This is a genomic window from Rhizobium sp. T1470 (assembly GCF_042140505.1).
In the GTDB taxonomy this organism is placed as follows: Bacteria; Pseudomonadota; Alphaproteobacteria; order Rhizobiales; family Rhizobiaceae; genus Rhizobium; species Rhizobium favelukesii.
The window spans coordinates 55721-76323 of the sequence record NZ_CP148096.1 but is presented as its reverse complement, the minus strand read 5'-3'; the positions used below and the strand labels follow the sequence as shown (position 1 = coordinate 76323).

General features: G+C 59.4%; 19 protein-coding genes and 4 pseudogenes. 11 read left to right on the top strand and 12 right to left on the bottom strand.

What is annotated here, in order from left to right; translation table 11 throughout:
* Positions 1-9: 9 nt before the first annotated feature.
* The 7 genes and pseudogenes from trbL to WGT02_RS39605 all read right to left on the bottom strand — a co-directional run.
* Positions 10-1200, bottom strand: coding sequence for a P-type conjugative transfer protein TrbL (gene trbL / locus WGT02_RS39635; RefSeq protein ID WP_208250694.1), 1191 nt, complete (start codon positions 1198-1200; stop codon positions 10-12).
* Complete coding sequence (gene trbK / locus WGT02_RS39630) at positions 1194-1418, bottom strand: entry exclusion protein TrbK (RefSeq protein WP_080654708.1); 225 nt, start codon at positions 1416-1418, stop codon at positions 1194-1196. Before trbK ends, trbL begins: the two co-directional genes overlap by 7 nt.
* Entirely contained in the window at positions 1415-2218 is an 804-nt protein-coding gene (gene trbJ, locus WGT02_RS39625) for a P-type conjugative transfer protein TrbJ (RefSeq protein ID WP_049223460.1), read from the bottom strand. Before trbJ ends, trbK begins: the two co-directional genes overlap by 4 nt.
* A pseudogene (locus tag WGT02_RS39620) lies at positions 2190-4408 on the bottom strand (conjugal transfer protein TrbE). Before WGT02_RS39620 ends, trbJ begins: the two are co-directional and overlap by 29 nt.
* An 11-nt stretch (positions 4409-4419) precedes the next feature.
* Positions 4420-4719 carry a conjugal transfer protein TrbD gene (locus tag WGT02_RS39615; protein WP_029728190.1) on the bottom strand — a complete coding sequence of 100 codons (300 nt, stop codon included), beginning with the start codon at positions 4717-4719 and terminating at the stop codon, positions 4420-4422.
* Entirely contained in the window at positions 4712-5116 is a 405-nt protein-coding gene (gene trbC, locus WGT02_RS39610; protein WP_029728192.1) for a conjugal transfer pilin TrbC, read from the bottom strand. Before trbC ends, WGT02_RS39615 begins: the two co-directional genes overlap by 8 nt.
* A pseudogene (locus WGT02_RS39605) lies at positions 5106-5360 on the bottom strand (conjugal transfer protein TrbB); the annotation flags it as partial. The pseudogene WGT02_RS39605 and the gene trbC, both read right to left, overlap by 11 nt.
* A 472-nt stretch (positions 5361-5832) precedes the next feature.
* On the opposite strand from WGT02_RS39605, the gene repA reads away from it, so the two are divergent.
* The 3 genes from repA to repC all read left to right on the top strand — a co-directional run bounded on the left by repA (position 5833) and on the right by repC (position 9792).
* Positions 5833-7050: a plasmid partitioning protein RepA gene (gene repA / locus WGT02_RS39600; protein ID WP_208250696.1), complete on the top strand. Its 1218-nt coding sequence runs from the start codon at positions 5833-5835 to the stop codon at positions 7048-7050.
* Positions 7051-7243: 193 nt separating this feature from the next.
* Positions 7244-8251, top strand: a complete 1008-nt coding sequence (repB, locus tag WGT02_RS39595; protein ID WP_029728199.1) for a plasmid partitioning protein RepB — start codon at positions 7244-7246, stop codon at positions 8249-8251.
* A 215-nt stretch (positions 8252-8466) separates the two neighbouring features.
* Positions 8467-9792: a plasmid replication protein RepC gene (gene repC / locus WGT02_RS39590; protein WP_208250697.1), complete on the top strand. Its 1326-nt coding sequence runs from the start codon at positions 8467-8469 to the stop codon at positions 9790-9792.
* An 8-nt stretch (positions 9793-9800) separates the two neighbouring features.
* Here the strand turns inward: repC and WGT02_RS39585 are convergent.
* The 3 genes and pseudogenes from WGT02_RS39585 to WGT02_RS39575 form a co-directional block, all read right to left on the bottom strand.
* Positions 9801-10715 (bottom strand): annotated as a pseudogene (locus WGT02_RS39585) (recombinase family protein).
* Positions 10712-11742: pseudogene (locus tag WGT02_RS39580) on the bottom strand (Fic family protein). The pseudogenes WGT02_RS39585 and WGT02_RS39580 overlap by 4 nt, the downstream one beginning before the upstream one ends.
* A 612-nt stretch (positions 11743-12354) precedes the next feature.
* A complete protein-coding gene (locus WGT02_RS39575; RefSeq protein ID WP_208250698.1) occupies positions 12355-13467 on the bottom strand; it encodes a site-specific integrase in 1113 nt (370 codons plus the stop codon).
* A 125-nt stretch (positions 13468-13592) separates the two neighbouring features.
* On the opposite strand from WGT02_RS39575, the gene WGT02_RS39570 reads away from it, so the two are divergent.
* Complete coding sequence (locus WGT02_RS39570; RefSeq protein ID WP_153432557.1) at positions 13593-14546, top strand: DUF1403 family protein; 954 nt, start codon at positions 13593-13595, stop codon at positions 14544-14546.
* Between the two features lie 2 nt (positions 14547-14548).
* Positions 14549-15241 (top strand): SMC-Scp complex subunit ScpB, encoded by a 693-nt coding sequence (locus WGT02_RS39565; protein ID WP_049223423.1) that lies wholly within the window; start codon positions 14549-14551, stop codon positions 15239-15241.
* 58 nt (positions 15242-15299) lie between these two features.
* Here WGT02_RS39565 and WGT02_RS39560 read toward each other — a convergent pair whose 3' ends face one another.
* Positions 15300-16322: a hypothetical protein gene (locus WGT02_RS39560; RefSeq protein ID WP_225039925.1), complete on the bottom strand. Its 1023-nt coding sequence runs from the start codon at positions 16320-16322 to the stop codon at positions 15300-15302.
* A gap of 44 nt (positions 16323-16366) precedes the next feature.
* Here WGT02_RS39560 and WGT02_RS39555 point away from each other — a divergent pair, with 44 nt between their 5' ends.
* From WGT02_RS39555 to WGT02_RS39530, 6 genes are all read left to right on the top strand, one after another.
* The gene (locus WGT02_RS39555) at positions 16367-16522 is read left to right on the top strand and encodes a hypothetical protein (RefSeq protein WP_158529808.1); all 156 of its coding nucleotides are present in this window, start codon (positions 16367-16369) and stop codon (positions 16520-16522) included.
* Positions 16523-16842: 320 nt separating this feature from the next.
* Positions 16843-17040, top strand: a complete 198-nt coding sequence (locus WGT02_RS39550) for a hypothetical protein (protein WP_225039959.1) — start codon at positions 16843-16845, stop codon at positions 17038-17040.
* A gap of 56 nt (positions 17041-17096) precedes the next feature.
* Positions 17097-18224: a transposase gene (locus WGT02_RS39545; protein WP_263623016.1), complete on the top strand. Its 1128-nt coding sequence runs from the start codon at positions 17097-17099 to the stop codon at positions 18222-18224.
* A 382-nt stretch (positions 18225-18606) separates the two neighbouring features.
* Positions 18607-18993, top strand: coding sequence for a transposase (locus WGT02_RS39540; protein ID WP_014528046.1), 387 nt, complete (start codon positions 18607-18609; stop codon positions 18991-18993).
* A gap of 49 nt (positions 18994-19042) precedes the next feature.
* Complete coding sequence (locus WGT02_RS39535; RefSeq protein WP_080654732.1) at positions 19043-19294, top strand: hypothetical protein; 252 nt, start codon at positions 19043-19045, stop codon at positions 19292-19294.
* Positions 19254-19409: a hypothetical protein gene (locus WGT02_RS39530; protein WP_208250723.1), complete on the top strand. Its 156-nt coding sequence runs from the start codon at positions 19254-19256 to the stop codon at positions 19407-19409. Before WGT02_RS39535 ends, WGT02_RS39530 begins: the two co-directional genes overlap by 41 nt.
* Positions 19410-19478: 69 nt before the next feature.
* Here the strand turns inward: WGT02_RS39530 and WGT02_RS39525 are convergent, their stop codons facing one another.
* Complete coding sequence (locus WGT02_RS39525; protein ID WP_208244984.1) at positions 19479-20594, bottom strand: IS630 family transposase; 1116 nt, start codon at positions 20592-20594, stop codon at positions 19479-19481.
* Positions 20595-20603 lie beyond the last annotated feature (9 nt).

The following is a 20603-nucleotide window of genomic DNA, read 5'->3' as shown; positions in this document are numbered from 1 at the left end:
AGCCGCCCGTCACTTGCTGTCGTTGATTGGCGGTGGTGGAGTCGGTGTGGCCGGCCGGCCGGATGGTTGATCGAGTTTGGCGTTGGCAAGGCCGAGCATCGATCCGGCATGGGCGCCGGGCGAACCGATCGCCTTTTCTTTTGCTGCCGAGCCAACCGCGCCGGCCGCGCCGCCAATCCCGGCCTCCATGCCGCGCAGCGCCGCACTGGCTAGAGACGAGCCTCCTGCCCTCGCGGAATTAGCAGCCTCATACCCTCTGTTGGCCGCACCGATTGTCAGGAAGCCGGCGCCGAGTGCCGCGGATGCCGCCTGCCCGCCATGACGGATGGCTTCCATGCCGCCGCCGATCGATGCGCCCTGGACCACGCCCTGCAGGATCGGCGGCACATACATGGCGATGACGAAGATCACGACGGAGATGCCGGCAATCGCCAGCGTGGTGATGAACTGTTCGGATGTCGCAGTTGGCGCCTCTGCCAGACCGAGAAGGATGTCCGAGCCTATCTTGGCGATCATCACCAGCGCCATCAGCTTCATGCCGACGGAGAAGGCATAGACCAGATATCTGATCGCAAAATCCTTGGTATGGGAGGACCCCCCGAGCCCAAGCATAATCATACCGGCAAGCAGGCCGACATACATCTCGACCATGACTGCCACGAAGATCGCCGCGACAAGCGAGAAAGACACAACGACCACGACCATGGCGAAGACGGCAGCGATCGCCAGCGCATTATCCTCCCAGAGGCCGAGCTTCGCTTGTTCCGACATCTTGGTCGCGACACGAATGCCGGCATCGAAGATATTGGCGGGAGATGCCGAACCGCCACCCGCGCCGATCTGATAGAGACTGTCGACCACGGCCTTGGCGAACTCTGGACCCCTATCGAGGATGAAGGCGAAGAAGCCGATGAACATGATGCGTTTGACGAGTTCAGCAAACCAACTGTCGAGCGAGGCAGCGTTGATTGCCAGCCATACAGCAGCGATGCCGATCTCGATGCCGGCGAGGATCCAGAACAACGAACGGGCCGCATTCATCACCGTCGTCTCCCAGCCCTTGGCAGCCGTGACGACGGAGTTTTCGAGTGTGGTGAGAACCTGGCCCTGTTGTGCCAGCGCCGGCGTGGTCGCCAGCAGGACGAGCATGATCGCGATCAAGGTCCGCTCGACTGTGCGGAAAGAAGGAGCAACTACCATCGCGGCTTCATCTCCTGACCACCGCGGATGTTGCGGTCGGAATTCCCGCCAAAGAACTGTTCGCGATGTCGGCGTTTTTCCTCATCAGAGGAGGAACTCATTGCGGCGGCACCTGGCCTGGAGACTGGCGAAGTCTCCGGCTTGAGTACGATCCATGTGATGGTGCCTGCTGAGAGGAACCCCAAGGCCACGAGAATGACGATTAGACGCGGGTTCACCAGCGGGGCTCCATCGTCTGGCCGCCCCTGATATCGCGCTCGGTTCCGCTGAAGAAATGTTCGCGCCGCGCTTGCGCCAGATCCTTTTGCGCTTGTTCGGACTGGTACCAGGTGCCCATCATCGTAATCTGCTGAGAGATCAGGCCCCGCAGTTTCTGAATCTGCGCTACCTGCTGCGCGGCGATCTGGTGCCCGACCTGCAGCGCCTTCATCTGGCCATCGGCCGATTCCGACATGGACCGCAGCGACGACATGGTGCTTTCCTCGCTGGAAAATTGCTCGGCCGTCAGATTGGCGGCCTTCAGGGTACCGGTGATCGTGTCGCGATTGGTGTCAGACCAGCTCTGATAGGTCGTGGAAAAGCTCGCACCGTCAGGCAGGTTGCTCTTTTTGTCGGCAAAGGTCTGGAAGCGCTGCTTGAGAACGTCATCGACATTACCCATCGAGAACGCGACGCCCTGCCCTTGGTTGACGATGTTCTGCAAGTTCTTCAGATCGTTTTCGACCTGCCCCCAGATATAGCTCGGAAGCTGCGCGGTATTCTGCAACATGTTTTTATAGATGTTGAGCTGGTTCTGGATTTGCTCGGCCAGCTGCGAGATCTGGGTGATCTGGTTGTTGACCTGCTCGGCCGACTTGCCGACAAGGCTGATCAGTTCCGCATTGTTGGCGAGCTGCGTCCACTCTGTCGCCTGACCTGTCACGCCGCCGGCCCGAGCCGGAAGCGCTACTGCGAGGACGATAGTGACGCCGAACCCGGCGCGCGCAACCTTACTCAATTCGAAAGAGCATCTCGGCATGGGCGATCCCCCTTTGCTGGAGCCAATGGAGAGGCCAGCTGGCCCCGTATTCGCGATGAAGGGCACGGATGTGCTTCAGGTCTTCCTTTCTAGATGCCCCGACGAAGGAGAGCGCGACCGGACCGAGCGCCATATCAAAGAGCCGGCGGCCCTCGGAGGAAACGACATAATAGTCGCGCTTGGGAATGGCGGTCGCGACGATCTCGACCTGTCGTTCGTTGAAGCCGATGCGCTCATAGAAGTCCCGCGTGCCCGGCTCTCGCGCGGCCCCGTTCGGCAGGCATATCTTGGTCGGGCAGCTCTCTTTCAACACATCGATGATGCCGGAACGCTCCGCGTCCGAGATCGACTGGGTGGCAAGAACAACGGCGCAATTAGCCTTGCGCAGCACCTTCAGCCATTCACGGATCTTGTCCCGAAACACCGGATGACCGAGCATCAGCCAGGCCTCGTCGAGAATGATCAGGCTGGGTGCGCCTGTCAGTCGTTTCTCAATGCGACGGAACAGATAGGTGAGCACTGGCACGAGATTGCGCTCGCCCATGTTCATCAGTTCCTCGATCTCGAAGCACTGGAAAGAGCCAAGCGCCAGACCATCTTCCTCGGCATCGAGGAGCTGTCCCATCGGACCATCGACGGTGTAGTGATGCAGCGCATCCTTGATTTCGCGCATCTGGACGCCGGAGACGAAGTCGGAGAGCGAGCGGCCCCGCGATTCCGCCATCAGTCCGATCTGACGGGATATGGCATTGCGATAATCGGGCGTGATGGTCACGCCCTGTAGCGCCACCAGCATCTCGACCCACTCGGACGCCCAGGCGCGGTCGCCATCGGTCTTAAGCTCCGCCAGCGGGCAGAACGAGAGCGCGGTCGCCTCTCCGTCTCCCGGGTCATCGCCACCAATTTGATAATGATCGCCGTCAATGCCAAGGGTCAGCGGCAGCATCGAGCTTCCTTTGTCGAAGGCGAAAACCTGTGCGTCGGCGTAACGCCGAAACTGCGCCGCGATCAAAGAAAGCAAAGTCGATTTGCCCGACCCCGTTGGGCCAAAGATCAGCGTGTGGCCGACATCATCGACATGCCGCCTGGATCAGCCGGCGGACCGCCTCGCACTTTTCTTGGCAGCGCGTCTGGCCTTCATCAAAGAGAACGATGACCGTAATAGCCGTAGGCGACAAGTTGCGATGACGCCTCGGCGATCGCGTTCTCGGTTTCCGCTACCATCAGGATGGCGTCCTGGTCGAGTGACCGCGAGTGCGTCTGGAACAATTGGTCGAAGAAAGGCCGCACCTTCTGTTGCCATTTCTTGCGCGTGCGCTCCAGCCTCGTCCGCGCGTCCTCCGCATCGAGGAAGACAAAGCGGGATGACCAACGATAAGTGAGCGGCATCAGGTCCAGGCTGTTGAGGATCCCTGGCCAACTTTCCGCCGGCAAACCATCTATCGCCACTACGCCGACAAACCTGTTCTCGACCAGAGGTGTCAGCCCGTGCTGAAGCTCCGCAGTCGCCAGCCAGTCGAGATACATCGGGATCTCCGGTAGACGCACCGGATGATTTTCGCCGGTGATGCAGAAGCGGATGAACTGGAAGAGTTCGTCGTATCGGGCGACACGATAGCCGCTACGCTCTGGAGTCTCGCGTGTCATCATCCGTCGTATCGACACAACGTTAGCGAGATATTGCTCAAACTCCCGGATCGACGTCAGAAAGCTTTCCAGCGCCTTGTCGGCATACGTTGCCGAACGGCTGCCTTCATCCGAATAGATGTAGCGCGTCAGTCCGGATCGTCGCGGCTCAGGCGGCCGCCAAGTCAGCATTAGCGCGTGTCTGCTCTCATAATGTCCCCTTTCCTTCTGGAAATGCGCCCGCCGCTCCACATCGATGGCGCGGGTGACCGGATCGGAGAAATGGCAATCGGCTTCAGCGGGATAGTCGCCGGTCGGCACGCGCACGGCGTCGACCTGGATCATCCAGCCGGACCCGAGCCGTGACAGGATGGCATTGATCTGCCTCGACACCTCGTTGCGCTCGGCGTCCGTGGAGCTTTCGCTGTCCGGGCCGGCAAAATACCAGCCGGCCATCAGCGAGCCGTCCTTCAGGAGAATGACGCCGTCGTCGACCAGGCCGGCATAGGGAACGAGATCGGCAAAGGACGGTCCGGAATGGCGGAAGGATTTGATAGCGACCATACCGTAATCTCTCAGTACCTGCGCCATGGCGACGACGTCGCGCGGTAGAAGGTCTTGTATGAGATATGGCGCACATAGACCCGACGCATCAGCGGATCGGCCTTGGCCATCATGCGAAGGGCTGCAACTGTGACCAGCCAAGCAGCGATGCCGAACAGTGCCGCATACCATGTTAGCACTACGAAGATCAGGATGACGGCTGCGAGCGCCGTCAGCAGGACGAGCTCGCGATCCGCGCCCATCAACAGGTTCGGCCGCGACAGCGCCCGATGCACCCGCGAACGGATGAGGTTGGAACCGGCGTCAACCACGGGTCCCCTCCCCTGCCGTCAGCATCGTCAGGGGGTAGGCGAGGGCGGGAGGAGCACTTGCCTCCGCATGAATCTCGCCGATCGAGGCGCCCGTCGCGCCGAACAGGGCGACGATCTGGGTGGCGCCGAGCAGAACGCCGCCGACCAGCGCGACGTAGCAAAGGCGGCGGGCAAAATCGTTGAGTTCGCCGCCGAAGATCAGCATGGCGCCAGCGATGGCCACCGCGGCAAGCGCAATGAACCCTGCGACTGGCCCCGTGATCGACTCCTGGATCTGTTCGAGTGGTGACTCCCACGGCAGGCTTCCACCGGATGATGCGAGTGCGGCATCCGAAATGCCAAGCGATGCAACAGCCAGTGCTGCGCAAGAGAGGATGAGATGTGTCTTACGCGACATGGCTGTCCTCGTCGATTTGGGCATAATGTTCAGTCTGGTAATGGTTGTTGCGGTATCCCTCGATGTGGATAACCTCCCGGACCCGCCTCCCCTTCCCCGTCCGTTCGATGGAGACGACAAGATCGACCGCCTCACCGATCACTTCCTGCATAGGCTGCTGGCTGGTTTCCGCGGTCAGTTGCTCCAGCCGACGGAGAGCAGACATCGCGGTGTTGGAATGGATGGTGGTGACGCCTCCGTGATGGCGATACTCCATTCCAGACGGGCACCGAGCTCATCGGCACGCAGCCGCTACGTCTGCTTCAAAAGATCTTGATATTCGACATAGCGAGCGGCCGAAGCGGTGCGAATCTGCATCTTGATCTCCCCGTGAACTGGTCAGGCGGATGAAGATCACCTCGAAATACGATTGGCCATCTGCAGATCTGCAGGGAGTGATTCTGCTGAGTCGGGGTTAACGAGGCGAAAAGCGCGTTAGAAGGGTGTGCAAAACGCTATGGAGTCTCTGCAGATCTGCAGAGACAGGGAGTCGGCGTCATCCTTCTGAATCATTCTAACTCGCGGAAAATAAAAGCATAATTCGGTCTATTGAGGATTTCACCAAAAATGCGTTAACCTTTCGTTAACCAAAAACGCCTTGCAACCAAACGCGCATTCGGTAATCGTCACGGAAAAATGGCCCTACGCGCCGATTAACCGTGACGAAAGATTATACCGTGAGCAAAACCGCCATCATATCGCGAAGCGATCGTCCGTCGGTTGACGTAACCATTGGCGACCACGCCGAACAGCTCAGTTCTCAGCTCCAGGCTATGAGCGAGGCGCTTTTCCCTCCGACCTCTCATAAGAGTCTGCGGAAATTCACTTCTGGCGAGGCCGCCAGGCTCATGAACATCTCGGACTCCACGCTTCGAAAGATGACATTGGCGGGAGAAGGTCCGCAGCCGGAACTAGCAAGCAATGGCCGGCGGTTCTATACGCTGGGTCAGATTAATGAGATCCGGCACATGTTAGCGGGGTCCACGCGTGGTCGTGAGAGCATCGAATTCGTTCCGCACAGACGCGGTTCCGAGCATTTGCAGGTAATTGCAGTCACCAACTTCAAGGGAGGGTCTGGCAAGACGACCACATCCGCTCACCTTGCTCAATATCTGGCTCTTCAAGGATACAGGGTACTCGCTGTCGATCTTGACCCGCAGGCGAGTCTTTCAGCGCTTCTTGGAGTGCTTCCTGAAACGGATGTCGGTGCGAACGAAACACTATACTCAGCCATTCGTTACGACGATTCAAAGCGACCTTTGCGCGAGGTGATTCGGCAAACTTACTTTGAGGGTCTCCATCTCGTTCCGGGCAATCTCGAACTTATGGAGTTCGAGCATACTACTCCGAAAGCTCTGAGCGACCGTGGCGCGCGTGACGGGCTGTTCTTCACCCGTGTAGCGCAGGCTTTCGATGACGTCGCAGATGACTATGACGTGGTGGTTATCGACTGCCCGCCCCAGCTTGGTTTTTTGACACTGAGCGGGCTATGCGCCGCGACCTCAATGATCATTACAGTCCATCCTCAGATGCTCGATATCGCATCTATGAGCCAATTTCTTCTGATGACGCGTGACCTCCTTGGGGTCGTCAAAGAGGCAGGGGGAAATCTTCAATATGATTTCATCCGTTATCTTCTGACCAGATTTGAGCCACAAGATGCACCGCAGACGAAAGTTGCTGCCCTGCTACGCAATATGTTTGACGATCATGTTCTGACCAATCCAATGGTCAAGTCGGCCGCTGTCTCCGATGCTGGCTTGACAAAGCAGACCCTCTACGAGATCGGCCGCGAAAACCTCACTCGTTCCACTTACGATCGCGCAATGGAATCGCTGGACGCCGTAAATTCCGAGATTGAGTCGTTGATCAAATCAGCATGGGGGCGGATGTGATGGTGTCTATGCGCGGTGGATTGATCTTGTTGGGAGCTCCCCACTTGGGATCACCCTCTTATTTCGGGCAGGGCGAATTGCTTATGATCTGTCCATCTGCGCCGGACAGCCGATGTGAGTTGGGAGCTCCCAACGTCGCTACACTTCCATCGTTGAAGCGGCGCTTAGTCCACTTTCCGAGGAGGCAGTTTCCATGAGCCGCAAGGATGCTATTGAAACCCTGTTCTTGAAAAAACCAGCCGCGAGCGAAAAGACGCCTACAGAGAAATCGACTCAACGCGTCCGCACCGGGGCGATTTCGGCAATGGGATCCTCTTTACAGGAGATGGCTGAAGGTGCGAAGGCTGCTGCTCGCCTGCAAGATCAGCTAGCGCAGGGCGATGCCGTGGTTGCTCTGGATCCATCATCGATCGAAGGGTCATCAATTGCGGACCGGCTGCCGACACCGGTGGATCCCAAGTTCGATCAACTTGTGGCGAGTATCGCGGACGAGGGTCAACAGGTTCCCATCTTGGTTCGCCCTCACCCCGATGCTACCGGGAAATATCAAATCGTCTACGGAAGACGACGGCTGCGAGCGGCAATCCACCTGAGCCGTGAAGTTTTTGCGATCGTCCGGAGTCTTACCGATCGTGAATTGGTTATTGCTCAAGGTCGCGAGAATCTTGATCGAGCGGACCTCTCTTTCATAGAGAAGGCGTTGTTTGCCCTTCACTTGGAAGATGCGGGTCATGATCGATCTACGATCATTGCTGCGCTCTCTACGGACAAATCGGACCTCAGCCGTTATATATCTGTGGCGAGAGATATTCCGCTTGCAATTGCGAGCCAAATCGGACCTGCGGCGAAGGTCGGGAGATCTAGATGGGTCGCCCTCGCTGAAGCGTTACAAACAGTGGGTTCAAGCGAAATTGTAGAGCAAGTCGTCGCTTCCGACGAGTTCAGAGTTTCCGACAGTGACACAAGGTTTGGGTTAGTGCTCAAAGCCGTGTCCAAACCGGCGCAGAAAGTCAACAAGCGAGAGAAGACTTGGAATACGCCCACGGGGAGAAAGGCTGCGAAAATCCAACAGGACAAAGATAAAACCGCTCTGATCTTTGATGAGAAGCGCGTGCCTGCGTTTGGTGAATTTGTCGCAAGTCAACTGGATCGCTTATATTCGCAGTTTGTTGAAACATCGCAAGGAGACGAGGTCGAATGATAGAGAACGTCTCATCGTGTGCGGGCGCTGCTCGACTACGGTGAGACAACAAGAGCCGCAAAAGAAAAAGCCCCCCGAAACGACGTTCCGGAAGACCTTCTCTGTAGTATCGCAGCTCAGAGAATCGCATTTCCCGGAATCACAGTCAAGAGTCCCGCAAGGGAAACGTCGCGACGGCGAGCAAATTTCTTTTGCCTGAAAATAGGTAGAAGGAAATGCAGACGCATCTATCAACGACGCCCTTCGGGCGGCGGCCGATTTCGCTCGGCCAGATTTCGAGCCAAATGGCGGCAAAGGCAATAAAGCCTGAGGCGGCCGCAAATAAATGGCATGTGTTCCAGAACGTCCGGGAGGCGAGGGAACTCCTCGGCGCCACGGATCGTTCACTTGCGATCCTAAACGCATTGCTGACCTTCCATCCGCAAACCACATTTACAGGCGATGCCGAACTTGTTGTGTGGCCCTCGAACGAGCAACTCGCAGCGCGTGCGAACGGTATGCCGGCAACGACGTTGCGCCGGCACATCGCGGTGCTCGTCGATTGCGGCCTGGTGATCCGACGCGATAGCCCAAACGGCAAACGCTTCGCCCGCAAGGGGAGGGGCGGGGAAATCGAACAGGCTTATGGCTTCGATCTGTCCCCGATCGTTGCACGAGCTGACGAATTCAAGGACATGGCCGAGGTGATCCAGGCCGAGAAGAAGGCCTTTCGTGTTGCGAAGGAGCGGCTGACGTTGCTGCGCCGTGATATTGTGAAGATGATCGATGCGGGGATCGAAGAACGCGTCCCCGGCAACTGGGGCAGGGTGCAGCAAGCATATCAGGCGATCATCTCCAGGCTGCCCCGCTCGGCGCCGCGTCAGCTCGTAGATGACATCTGCGCCGATCTCCGTGCACTCTATACGGAAATCCGTGACGTACTGGAATCATTCACTAAAACACAACTTTCGGTCGCCAATGAGTCCCATTCTGGTCGGCACATACAGAATTCAAAACCAGACTCTAATTATGAATCTGAATACGGCACTGGAAACAAAGAGGAAGCGGGCGGCACGGTCGAGGAAACCGACAACGTACGGAGCTTACCGAAACGGGAGTTGCCCTTGGGGATTGTTCTGGATGCCTGCCCCGGCGTGCGGGAATTGGCCCAGGGCGGCGAGATCCGCCATTGGCGCGATTTTCTGGCGGCGGCGGATCTCGCCCGGCCGATGCTGGGGATCAGTCCGAGCGCCTGGCGGGAAGCTTGCGCGGTTCTGGGAGAGCAACATGCTGCGATCACGCTTGCTGCGATCTACCAGCGGGCTGACCAGATCGGATCGGCTGGCGGATACTTGCGCAGCCTGACGGATCGAGCCCGTGACGGCAAATTCTCGACTTGGCCGATGGTCATGGCGCTCTTGCGGACCAAGCTTCACGCGCAGAAGGAGAGGGAGAGGGAGAGGGACGACGACCGACCGTCGACCACTGACAGTGCGGCGGGAAGTGGTCTGCGTGCCTCGGATGCACTGCTGAGAAGCCTCAGCAAGCCGAGGGCGCGATGAAGACTGGTTTAGGCTCCGTCGGCTTCGGCCGGGAGCAGGCTGGATCTCTGGGCGCGATCGATCAGTTTTTTTACGGAAGAAGGCGACCATTTGGTTCCGCCGCGCGGTGTACGCTCATGGCGCCGCTCCAGCTGGAGCGCGATCTTCCGCAGCGTGAGCTCCGGGTTGGAGGAATGAATTCCCGCTACAAGCGTCATCAGCCGGTCTTTCGGAGGGCGGGGTGGGGATTTTTTTCAGCAAGGCCGCATCCGCCATGCCTTCGGCAACCATCCATTTAACGGCGCGAAGAAGACGTTCCGGGGTCCAGTCGAGCCCGCGCTGTTTCAGGATACGGGCGATATCGTTCCAGGTGTGATCGGGGCGCATGCGCCGTACCATGGGAAGCCATTGATTGGCCGTCGCCTGAAGGCGATCGCCGTAGGCCGCCTTCTGAGCGGCGGTCATCTTCGCCAGCACATCCGGTCGACGTTCGCGAATGCGGGATTGCCAAGCTTCTTTCCCTTCGCTTTTGCTGCGCTGATCCCGGCCTTCGTCCGTTCGGAGATCGGTGCTCGTTCGAGCTGGGCGACGGCGCCGAGGACCTGCAGGGAAAACATGCTCTGCGGCGTCGACGTGTCAATCGGATCCCGTAGCGATCGGAAATGTGCGCCCTTGGCGGTGATATCCTCGATCACCTCAAGCAGATGGCTGACGGAACGCGCCAGACGGTCGAGGCGCACCACAACGAGAGTGTCCGCGGCGCCGATCTCGCGGACGAGTTTGACAAGGGCCGGTCGGGTACGGGAGGCACCGGAACCCTGTTCCTGAATGATGATCTCGCAACCGGCCGAGCGCAGTTCGATCTCCTGAGCGTGGGTCGTTTGCTCGTCCGTTGACACGCGCGCGTAGCCAATCAGGCGGGGGTTTGTGCTCGATCGGGTCATCGGTCAGCCTGAGCAGGAGGCCGATCGCGGAGAAGTGTCAGCAGGGCCGGATTGATGTAAAGGTTTTCGCGTCCCGCTTTCAGCTCCTGAACCAAGCCGTTATCGGTGAGTGCTTTTAGATAAACGGATGCCGCCTGACGTTTTGCGATTCCGGCCTGCACAATATCTCTAATGCGGCAGTACGGGTTGACGAAAATCACTTCAGCCAGCTCCCGTGTATAGAGTTTGGGGAGATCGCGGCGAATTCGTTCAGCGGTTTGATCGAGCAGATCGCGAATGGCGCGAATACGTGCCGTCGACCAATTTGCTGTCTCGCGCACAGCTTCGAGCATGTAGAGAATCCACTCTTCCCAAGCCCCTTAGTGGTGACGGCGAGAAGCCGATCATAATAGGCGCGCTTGTTACCAATGATATATCGGCTGAGGTAGAGGACCGGGATGTCCAGCAGGCCTTTATCGACCAGATAGAGGAGGTTGAGAACGCGACCTGTGCGGCCATTTCCATCGATGAAGGGATGAATGGCCTCAAACTGGTAGTGCATCACAGCCAGGCGGACCAGCGGGTCTATTTCTTCAGCTTCGTGAATGTAGCGTTCCCAGTTGGCAAGCTTGCCCCCGGAGCAATTCCTGTCCTTCCGGCGGGGTGTAGATGACTGCGCCGGAGGCCTCGTTCATGAGTGCTGTGCCGGGCGTTGAGCGAATATCGAGATCAACAACCTTTGATCCTGCGACAGACGGCGACGGCCGTGGATATTGACACAGGGCGCTCTTTGAGCGACTGAAACCCTTCACTGAGAGCCGTGCGGTAAAGCAACGCCTCTTTCGTTGCGGGATCTGCTTTATCCCCTGGTTCGTTGGCGAAGCGGAACAGCCGATCCGTCGTGGTGACGATGTTTTCGATTTCCGAGCTTGCCTGCGGCCTCAAGCACCGGTATCGAATTGATGAGGACCGACTGGTTGGGAATGAGTTGTCCTGACACGCGGAGCTGGGCCAGTGAGGCCCGTGCAGCTATGCATGCCTTGAGCACGGCTTTTGTCTCGACGTCTTCTCGCGGCGGCAGAGACGGAAGATCATTGTAGGGACGATCAGGGCGGAACGTCATGTCGATCAATCCACATTTTTCCGACATGTCGCGCTGGATATGTCGATCGCATCGACACATCAACAATTCAGGTCGATGAAAAGAGATTCTATCGACATTTATTGGGCTCGCAAGTCTGATTTCCAAATACAGGAGATATGGATAAACGATCGGTTGTAAACGTCTTTAGGCACCCTTTGCATCGGCCCTACGGCCTCGGTGAGCCTGACAAGCACCGTTTTTCAGGCTCCAGAGAGCCCAAGGGCGTGGTGCTGTACAGTCCCGATATGAGGTCATTATCGCTAGTGTTATTCGTCCCGGAAGAAACCGCCGGCGAGTCCAGCGAGGGACTGGATAGCTTGACGATCGCGAATCATCTAACGTGAAAACAATGGCTTACGACATTGGCAAACTGTCCCTCGACACTGTCATCGCGCCCGTCGCGAAGGCGACCGGGGCTGTGGCTTTTACTTACCTATTTCAATTGAAGCGCTAAGCTGAAATTTCGCCCCTCGATTTTTACCTAACGGCTTCACGCGACCAGCGGGGGAGGGCTTCTCAAAGCCCGGATGCCTTGGTCAGATTGACCCGAAAGCGGTCGCGCCGGCGCTGATATTTGCGGGTCATTTCGGCGCTCGCATGGCCGAGCTGCTTTTGCACATGACGCTCATCGACCTCGGCCGAGGAGGCCAAACCGGCGCGCAGCGAATGGCCGGAGAATTTTGCCGTGCGCTCGCTTTCGCCCAGGTCGCCATGCAGGCCGGCGGCAAGGGCGGTGGCCTTGACGAGGCGGGCGACCGCCTTGTCATTGAGGCGGTCCGGGCCAACGTCTTTGCCGCTTGCGGTGACACGGCGGAAGAGGGGGCCTCTGGCGAGCTTGGCGAACCTGATCCAGGTCTCGACGGCGACGAGCGGGCAGGTGGTGTCGGTGGAGCCGCGGCCGATCTCGACCTCGCGCCAGCCGGTCTTGCCGCGCAACGTCAGCAGCAGCCCCTTGTCGAGGATCTCGATCCAGCCGCGCCCGTCCTCGGTCTGATCGCGTCCGAGGTCGAGACCGGTAATCTCGGAGCGGCGCAGGCCACCGGCAAAGCCGATGAGCAGGATCGCGCGGTCGCGCAGGCCCCGCAGCGTGCCGCGTTCCAGGGTTTCGAGCATGGCGATGAGGTCTTCCGGCAGGATCGCCTCCTTCTGCCGCGGCGGGGCGGCATGGCGATTGCGGATCCCGGCCATGACGGTGGCAATGGCGCGGTCTTTGCGGTCGAGCGATAGGCCCCGTTGGGTGCAGTTCCAGGCGATCGCCGAGAGGCGGCGCTCGATCGTGGATACGGAATTGGCCTTCACGCCCCGCTCGGCGGTTCCGGAAGCGCAGGCGGTGATGTAGAGGCCGATGGCGTGCGGGTCCGGGGGGAGGGGCGCGAGGTTCTGGCGCCGGCACCAGGCGGAGAAATGCGTCCAGTCCGAGGCATAGGCCTTGCGGGTGTTGGCGGAACTCGCGGCCTCGACATAGCCGCGGGCGCGATCGGCAAGGTCTTCGAGTTGGCCGGGAAGAGGGGAGGGGCTCTCCGCCGCCGACACCAACGCCGGATCGTCACCAGAATGGGCCGTGCCGTCAGACGGAGCAGAGGTCTGTTTTGCGTGATTTTTACGGTTTTGCGCGACGATTTGTGCCATTCCTTCTATAAAGAGCAAAATGTCCGATAAGGCAAGATTATCGGACATCATATGGGATCGACGGGCGGTGCGGTTTCCGTCGAATTTAATGGCAATAAGTGCACAGGCGTCGTAAGCTGAACCCCATGGATTCGCGCCCGCTTCAGCCTCCGTCGCCGTCCCTTTCATCCGCGCAGCTGCCGGCATGGGCGCTGCCCCGCGGCCGTGAGCCGAGCGAGCCGGACGCCGCCTTCGCAGCTGGCATCGCTTTGAAATCGCTCGATGATCTCGTCACAGCCGAACCATGCTGGGCCGGCTGCTGGCGCGCGCGACAGGCGCTGAAATGTGCCGCCGTGGCGGTGCGGTTGATGCGGCGCACTGAGGACGAACACGCGTTGCGTGATGCGCTTTTGCTCACTGCCGCCGGAGACGATCCGGGACCGGCCGGAAAGGTGTTTCTGGCCTACAAAAGGCTTGTCAGCCGAAAACTTGGCTTCTCCTCGAAAAGTGTCGCCGAACTGGCGGACTTGCTGGAGCTTGCCTGGGACGACCATCTGGCGGCGGCCGTCGATCTTGCCGACGATGCTCTGCAGTCCGGGCGCGCCGCGCCCTTTGCCGCCGCGGGCCTGGTGAGCGCCATCTACGCCACCCGTCCAGATGCCGAGCCGCTCGCCTGGGCACTCGCCGATGCGCTGGTCGCCTCCATGCTGAACTGGCCGGTCCCCGTGCCGTTGCTGATGGGCGAACGCTATGGCCCGGCCTTCCGCACGCTTGGGGGCAGAGGACGGGTGCGGCCAGGCGAGACCGCCTTCCCCCGTGCGGTGTGCCTCGCCCTGGTCGAAGGCTTGAGCGCTGCGCTGCACTCGGCGGGCGAGATTGCCCGCCGCGCGGACCTGCTTGTCGCGACCGCGTCGAAGGTGCGCACCAAGGGCGCCGAACCGGTCATCCGTAAACTGCTCGATGAAGATGCCGTGTCGGTCTCGGCGCCGGGAACGGACCTGTCCCGCTGGGCGAGCAAACGACTGTTTGAACGGCTGGAAGCCGCCGGCGCGGTGCGCGAACTGTCGGGGCGTCCGTCCTTCCGGATATATGGGTTGTGACGATGACCGGAGCGGCGGCAAAGAGGACACCGCGCAGCGCCAAGACGAACGGCGCAAGTGAACACTTGTTTGACCGGGAATTGGAGGATCTGCCGGCGGAGCTTCGCTGGCGCGAATGGATGCTGCGCGTCGAGGCGGTGATCTTCGCCTCCGCCGAGCCTGTCACCCGTGAGACGTTGGCGCGTGTGGTCGGCAAGGATTGCAGCATCGACCTGCTGATCGATGATCTGCGCGAGGAACTGCGCGCACGTCCCTATGACATCGTTGCTGTGGCCGGCGGCTGGCAATATCGAAGCCGTTCGGTTTACGCGCCGGCGATCCGGGCATCGCAGGTGCCGACCCGCTCAGGGGGAGCACGCCTCTTGGAGCACGAGGCGGCCGTGCTGATGGCCATTGCCTATCTGCAACCGGTGACGCGCGGGGAGTTGTCGAAAATCTTCGGTAAGGAGGTCAGTCGCGACACAATTGCTAGCCTGCGCGACGCCGGGTTCCTCGTCTCCGGTCCACGGAGCCCCACGCCTGGCGCGCCGTATACCTACGTGACGACGAAGCACTTTCTCTCCGTCTTTGGCATGGAGACGCTACGCGACTTGCCCGACCTCGAGCGGTTGGAGGACGCGGGCCTGCTCAGCCGGCAGGCCCTCGTAAAGGAGGCGTTCGCGGACCCAGGTTTGGATGGCGACGACCAGAGCTAGCCCGAATTCATCTTTGCGGCGAACCCGCCAAGTGCACGCCGCGTCCCGCACACGGCGGCTACTCGATCATGTAGCCCAGCGCCCGATAACCCGCACGTCGCTTGGCAGCCATCCGGGCCAGAACCGGAACGGTGTTGTCGACATAATCAACGACCAAGACGTCTTTCTTGTCATCGTGCTGGCGATGCAGACGGCCGACATACTGTGCCAGGGTCCCCTTCCAGGCGATCGGCATCGTCAAGAACAACGTGTCGAGCCGGGCATCGTCGTGCGTGATCCGTTCGGCCAAGCGCCCGCCCCCCTTCCTGCACGAACGATTCTCGGGCCACTTGCTCATGGCGTTGAGCAACTCGGCGAGATGTCGTTCATCCATGTCCTCGACCAGGGGCGTATCATTGGCGATTCGCTCGGCCATGAGTCTGCCAGTCATCTGAGAGACGGGGCTATCCAGCCACTTGCTCAGAGCGGTGAATGTGCTGGCAACCGTTTCGGCGTTCATCTCCTGCAGCAACGTGTCGTCGCTCGCGACCCGTTCGCCCAAGCTCTCGCCGGCACTTCGGCAAGCGGGGCTGCCGGGCCACTTGCTCAGCGCGTTGAGCACCTTGCTGGCCCCTTGTGCCGTCAGGTCCCGGTCCAGCCGCTCACGCAGCAGAACGCGTCCCAGGCGAGCGACGGCTTGCTCGCAGCGATCGCTGCGGGTGTTCTTCGACAAAGCGTTCGCAAGCAATGCCAGGTTCTTGGCACTCAGCTCCGGCAGGCTGTCGTGTTCAAGCACCTCACCGGCGATCCAGGCTACGGCCTGCATGCACGTGGCTCTCCGCGGGTGCTTGCTCAGGTTGCTGCCCAGGCGCACGAGCTGCTGCAGCGGGGCGTCTACGAACCAGTCGGTCTTGACCAAGTAGTGCGCGGCCAAGTCAGTGCAGCGTTCCAGATCCGGTCGATACCGATCGCTTTGTGGAGAAGTGGCGGAGCGCTTCAGCATCTGAAAGTACTTGCCAAGCCATTCTGCGTTCTTCTCTGGCGTCGCACCGCCATCGAGAAATGGCAGCGCCCAGCCGTGCTCATTGTGGTCTGCTAACACGTTGTCGCGGCCATCTCTATGCACGCTTGAGGATGCCGCAGGTAATGTTCCTGCGGAAGGTCTCGTTGCACAGCAAGGCGCAGTTGCTGCCGCTGATCCCGACGCAGCTGACGGAGTTGCTCGATCTCATGACGGCGAAGACCTCGCTCGCACTCCGTAGCTGTTCCGTGGTTGGCGCGACATCTGCCGCGGCGTCTTGAATGAGGGCTTGGTCCACATCGGGCGGGCGGTCGCGCTTGGAATAATCGACGCGAAACTTCGTCTCGAACGCTTCGTAAGACGCGTCTGTGCTGTGGCGCGCGCTGCTGTTGTTGTCTCGCAGGGGAGGCTGCGCCGGTACGCGCATTGACCCACCCATGGAGGTACGCCGAATTGCACCACTGTCTAAATGTAGATCGCTTAGCTCGACTTTGTACAAAATCGGTGGTGATTTCGGGGGCATCTGAGCAGCCCTGGGTGAATCAATTCGCCGCAGGGTCCCGGCCTTGCGCCATTCGTTTGATCGGATTCGAACGAATGGATGAGCGAACAGCATGATTGTAGCCGTGAGCCGGGAGACGCGGTCCCCCACATCCTTCGCAAATGGCTGTCGCCGTTTCGTTTCTGGTTTACCGCGCCAAGCTGGGAGCATCTGCTGGTCCTGGTGATGGGTGCGCTCCTTTCGCCTGGCAAGCGAACGGTGACGGCCTGCCTGCGCATACCGGACGCGCGGAGGTAAGTAATTTTGCCGCCTATCATCAACTCCTCAACCGAGCCCGCTGGAACCCTCGCACGTTGGCGGCCCGTCTGCTGTCCGTCATTGTTGCCCGGCTCGTGCCCGAGGGCCCTGTCGTGATTGGCATGGATGATACAATCGAACGGCGTTGGGGCCAACGCATCGCCGCGCGTGGAATTTATCGTGACCCGGTGCGCTCCAGCCATGGCCACTTTGTCAAGGCCAGCGGCTTGAGATGGTTGAGCTTCATTGTTCTTTCACCTGTCCCATGGGCAAAATGTATTAAAGCCCTGCCGGTGCTGACGATCCTGTGTCCCTCTGAGCGCCATGATCAGAAGAAGGGCCGAAAGCACAAGCTGCTGACTGATTGGGCAAGGCAAGGCGTCTTGCAGCTTTGCCGCTGGCTGCCGGGCCGCGAAATCATCTTTGTCGGCGATAGCAGCTTTGCCGTTCATACACTGGCTGCGGCTCTTCCCGACACGGCCACTCTCATCACGCGGTTGCGTCTGGATGCCAGTCTCTTTGCTCCACCAGATCAACGGCACGAACATACGCTCGGGCGACCGGCGCAAAAAGGCAGGCCATTGCCGAAACTGAAAACGCTCCTCAAAGACGCAAAGACCGAGTGGCAGCGCATCGTCGCATCGTCCTGGTACGGCAAGCAAACCGACAAAACCCTTGATGTCACATCAGGAACCGGCCTCTGGTATCGGCGTGGAACGCCCCCAAGACCAATTCGCTGGGTTCTCGTTCGCGATCCATCAGGCCGTCGTGAACCCCAGGCGTTCATGAGCACCAACGTCAACCTTGAGCCCGCTCAGATCATTGCCTATTTCGTTCGGCGCTGGCAGATCGAGGTCACCTTCGCCGAAACGCGAGCGCATCTTGGCGTGGAAACCCAACGGCAGTGGAACGACAAAGCCATCATGCGCACGACCCCGTCGCTGCTGGCGCTCTACAGCCTCGTCACACTCTGGGCATGCGATCTGCTCGGTCATGGCGTCCTTCCCTATGCCGCCGCCTGGTACAAGAAAACAGAGTTCACCTTCTCCGATGCCATCGGTGCGGTTCGCATGATCCTGTGGGATCAGGATATTTATCGACAGCACCCGCCAGACCCGGACATTCCTGAAACTCAACCAAGCCGCCTCAAGCGGATGACACAAGCACTTTGCTTCGCTGCATAATGTACAAAGTCGAGCTAAGCTAAGATCAGCTCTGGCGGAGAGGATTTCTAACCGCCATTGCGAGTGTAAGCAGGTCGAACGAAGGATATGGACAAACGGTCAAGAGACGGGATTAGGAAAACCAGTTCTGCCGGACGGCACCTCGAGTGCGCGTGAGCGTTTTGGACCTGATCTGCGAACTCCCATATGGGCCCGCGACGTATTAAGGTCGCAACGAGAGGCCGGACACACGTCAGCACCCGACCACCGTTCAAGACTGAGTGAAGATTTTGCTTGCATTCTAGGGAGCGTCCACACACGTCCGGTGAGTCGGTTTTGTTTGGGTGCGGAATTAGCGCAAGTTACGACACAGATGATTCATTTGTGACGTAACAGGGTATGACTGGCCAAGGTTGAGATCCTGACGGGTGCCGAGCGACAACGTCGATGGTCCACAGAACTGAAGCTTTCGATATTGCAGGAAGCGTTCGGTGCGGATGGCAGCGTTTCGGATGTGGCGCGCCGGCACGACGTTCTTCCGCAACAGATATACGCCTGGCGAAAGAAGTTCTCGCCGCCCAAATTGGAATCTCCAGAGACCGCATCGTTCGTCCCGGTTTCGCTTATCGGACCGTCGGAGAACCCCAGCGACGGTTCCAAGAGGAGCGGTGTCCGGTCGAGGTGCAAAGACGTTGAAATCGTCCTGAGGAATGGCCGCTTGCTGAGAATTGCAGCGGACATGGATCTCGAGGTGTTATCGTCGCTGGTCGCTTGTGTGGAGGCGGCATGATCGGGCCTTCTGGAAATGTGCGGGTCTTTCTGGCCTGCGGGTGACCGACATGCGGCGTGGCATTGATGGACTGTCGGCATTGGTCGAAACGGTCATAAAGGAAGCGCCGGGGTCTGGCGCAATCTTCGGTTTCCGCGGAAAATGCGCCCAATTACCAACATTCTGCATACGGTTTTCGTTTTGCGACGATCGCATATCCTTGGCATCCGCTGTTCGGGAGAAAGGTGCAGGTCTCGCCGTATCGGCGCGGCAAGAGCCTGATGTCGATCTATACGGACGAGCGGCCCGATCTTTCCCGTGAGTTGCCGAACTGGATGTTGGAAATCTGCGTAAAATTTTCCCATCTGCGTCTCAAACATGGGCTCGGACGTGACATCACCGGACGAACTCCTCAGTCACTTTATGGCATCGTCTAACTCCTCCCCGAGCGTAACCATCTCTCATGAGCATGATCGCATATCCAATCTAGTGCCGCGCCACAGAGATTATGACTCTTTGACGGGGTAAGCTTTGCGGAGCTTTTGGCGGGCTTTTTCGGTTGTGAACATCCATTGGATCTTTGCGCCATTAGCGTTGCGTTGCTGCTCCCAGGCTGCGACTTCGGCGATTATGGTGTCTTTATTGTCGATACGACGGTCGAGGCATTGGCTGCGCAGGACACCGATCTCGATCTCGACCATGTTGAGCCAACTGGCGTGCTTGGGCGTGTGGTGGAACTCCAGTCGCTTCAGCACCCTTCGAGCCTCCGGGGCTGGAAATGCGTCGTAAAGCGCCCCGGCGGAATGGGTGGAGAGGTTGTCCATCACCACGCGGATGATCGGGGCGTCGGGATAATCGACGTCGACCAGTTCGCGCATGCACTGGGCGAAGTCTTGGTTGGTTCGCCGATCGGTGACCTTCACCCTGCGCCAGGGCTGGTGGGCGTCCATGAAGACAAACAGATTGACCGTGCCGTTTCGGCGATACTCGCAGTCGTAGCGTTCAAGCTGGCCAGGCTTGGCCGCAATGGGCTCGCGCACTTCGCCGATGAGTTGGGTCGGGCTCTCGTCGAAGCAGACCACGGGCCTTTGTGGATCAGGCGTCTCTGCGTAGAGGTCGAGAACATCCTCCATGCGCGCGACGTATTCCCCATCGAGCTTTGGGATGCACCACATGTCTTTGCGCCAAGGTTTGAGATGATTCTCAGCCAGCCGGCGACGTACGGTCTCCGAGGACAACTCGTCATGATCGGTGAGTCGGACCATCTCATCGGCCAGAAGCTCCAGGGTCCAGCGGGCTCGCCCGGGCGGCGGCTTTGAGCAGGCGGTCGCCACCAACAGCGCCTCCTCCTTGCTCGATAGCTTGCGCTCAACACCCGGGCGCGGTTCTTCACTGAGCGCGCCTTCCAGATTGGCTTCCACAAACCGGCGCTTGGTCCGGTAAATCGTCGATCCGCTGACGTTCAAGGTTGCCGCGATCACCTCGTCGCTGAAGCCTTCGTCCGCCGCCACCAGGATCTGGGCGCGCTTGATCTTGCGCGACGCATGGCGTCCCCCGCTCAACAAAACGGCCAGTTGATCACGTTCCGATTGGCTAAGCTCTACGTGAAACTTTATAGTCATCGACACCTC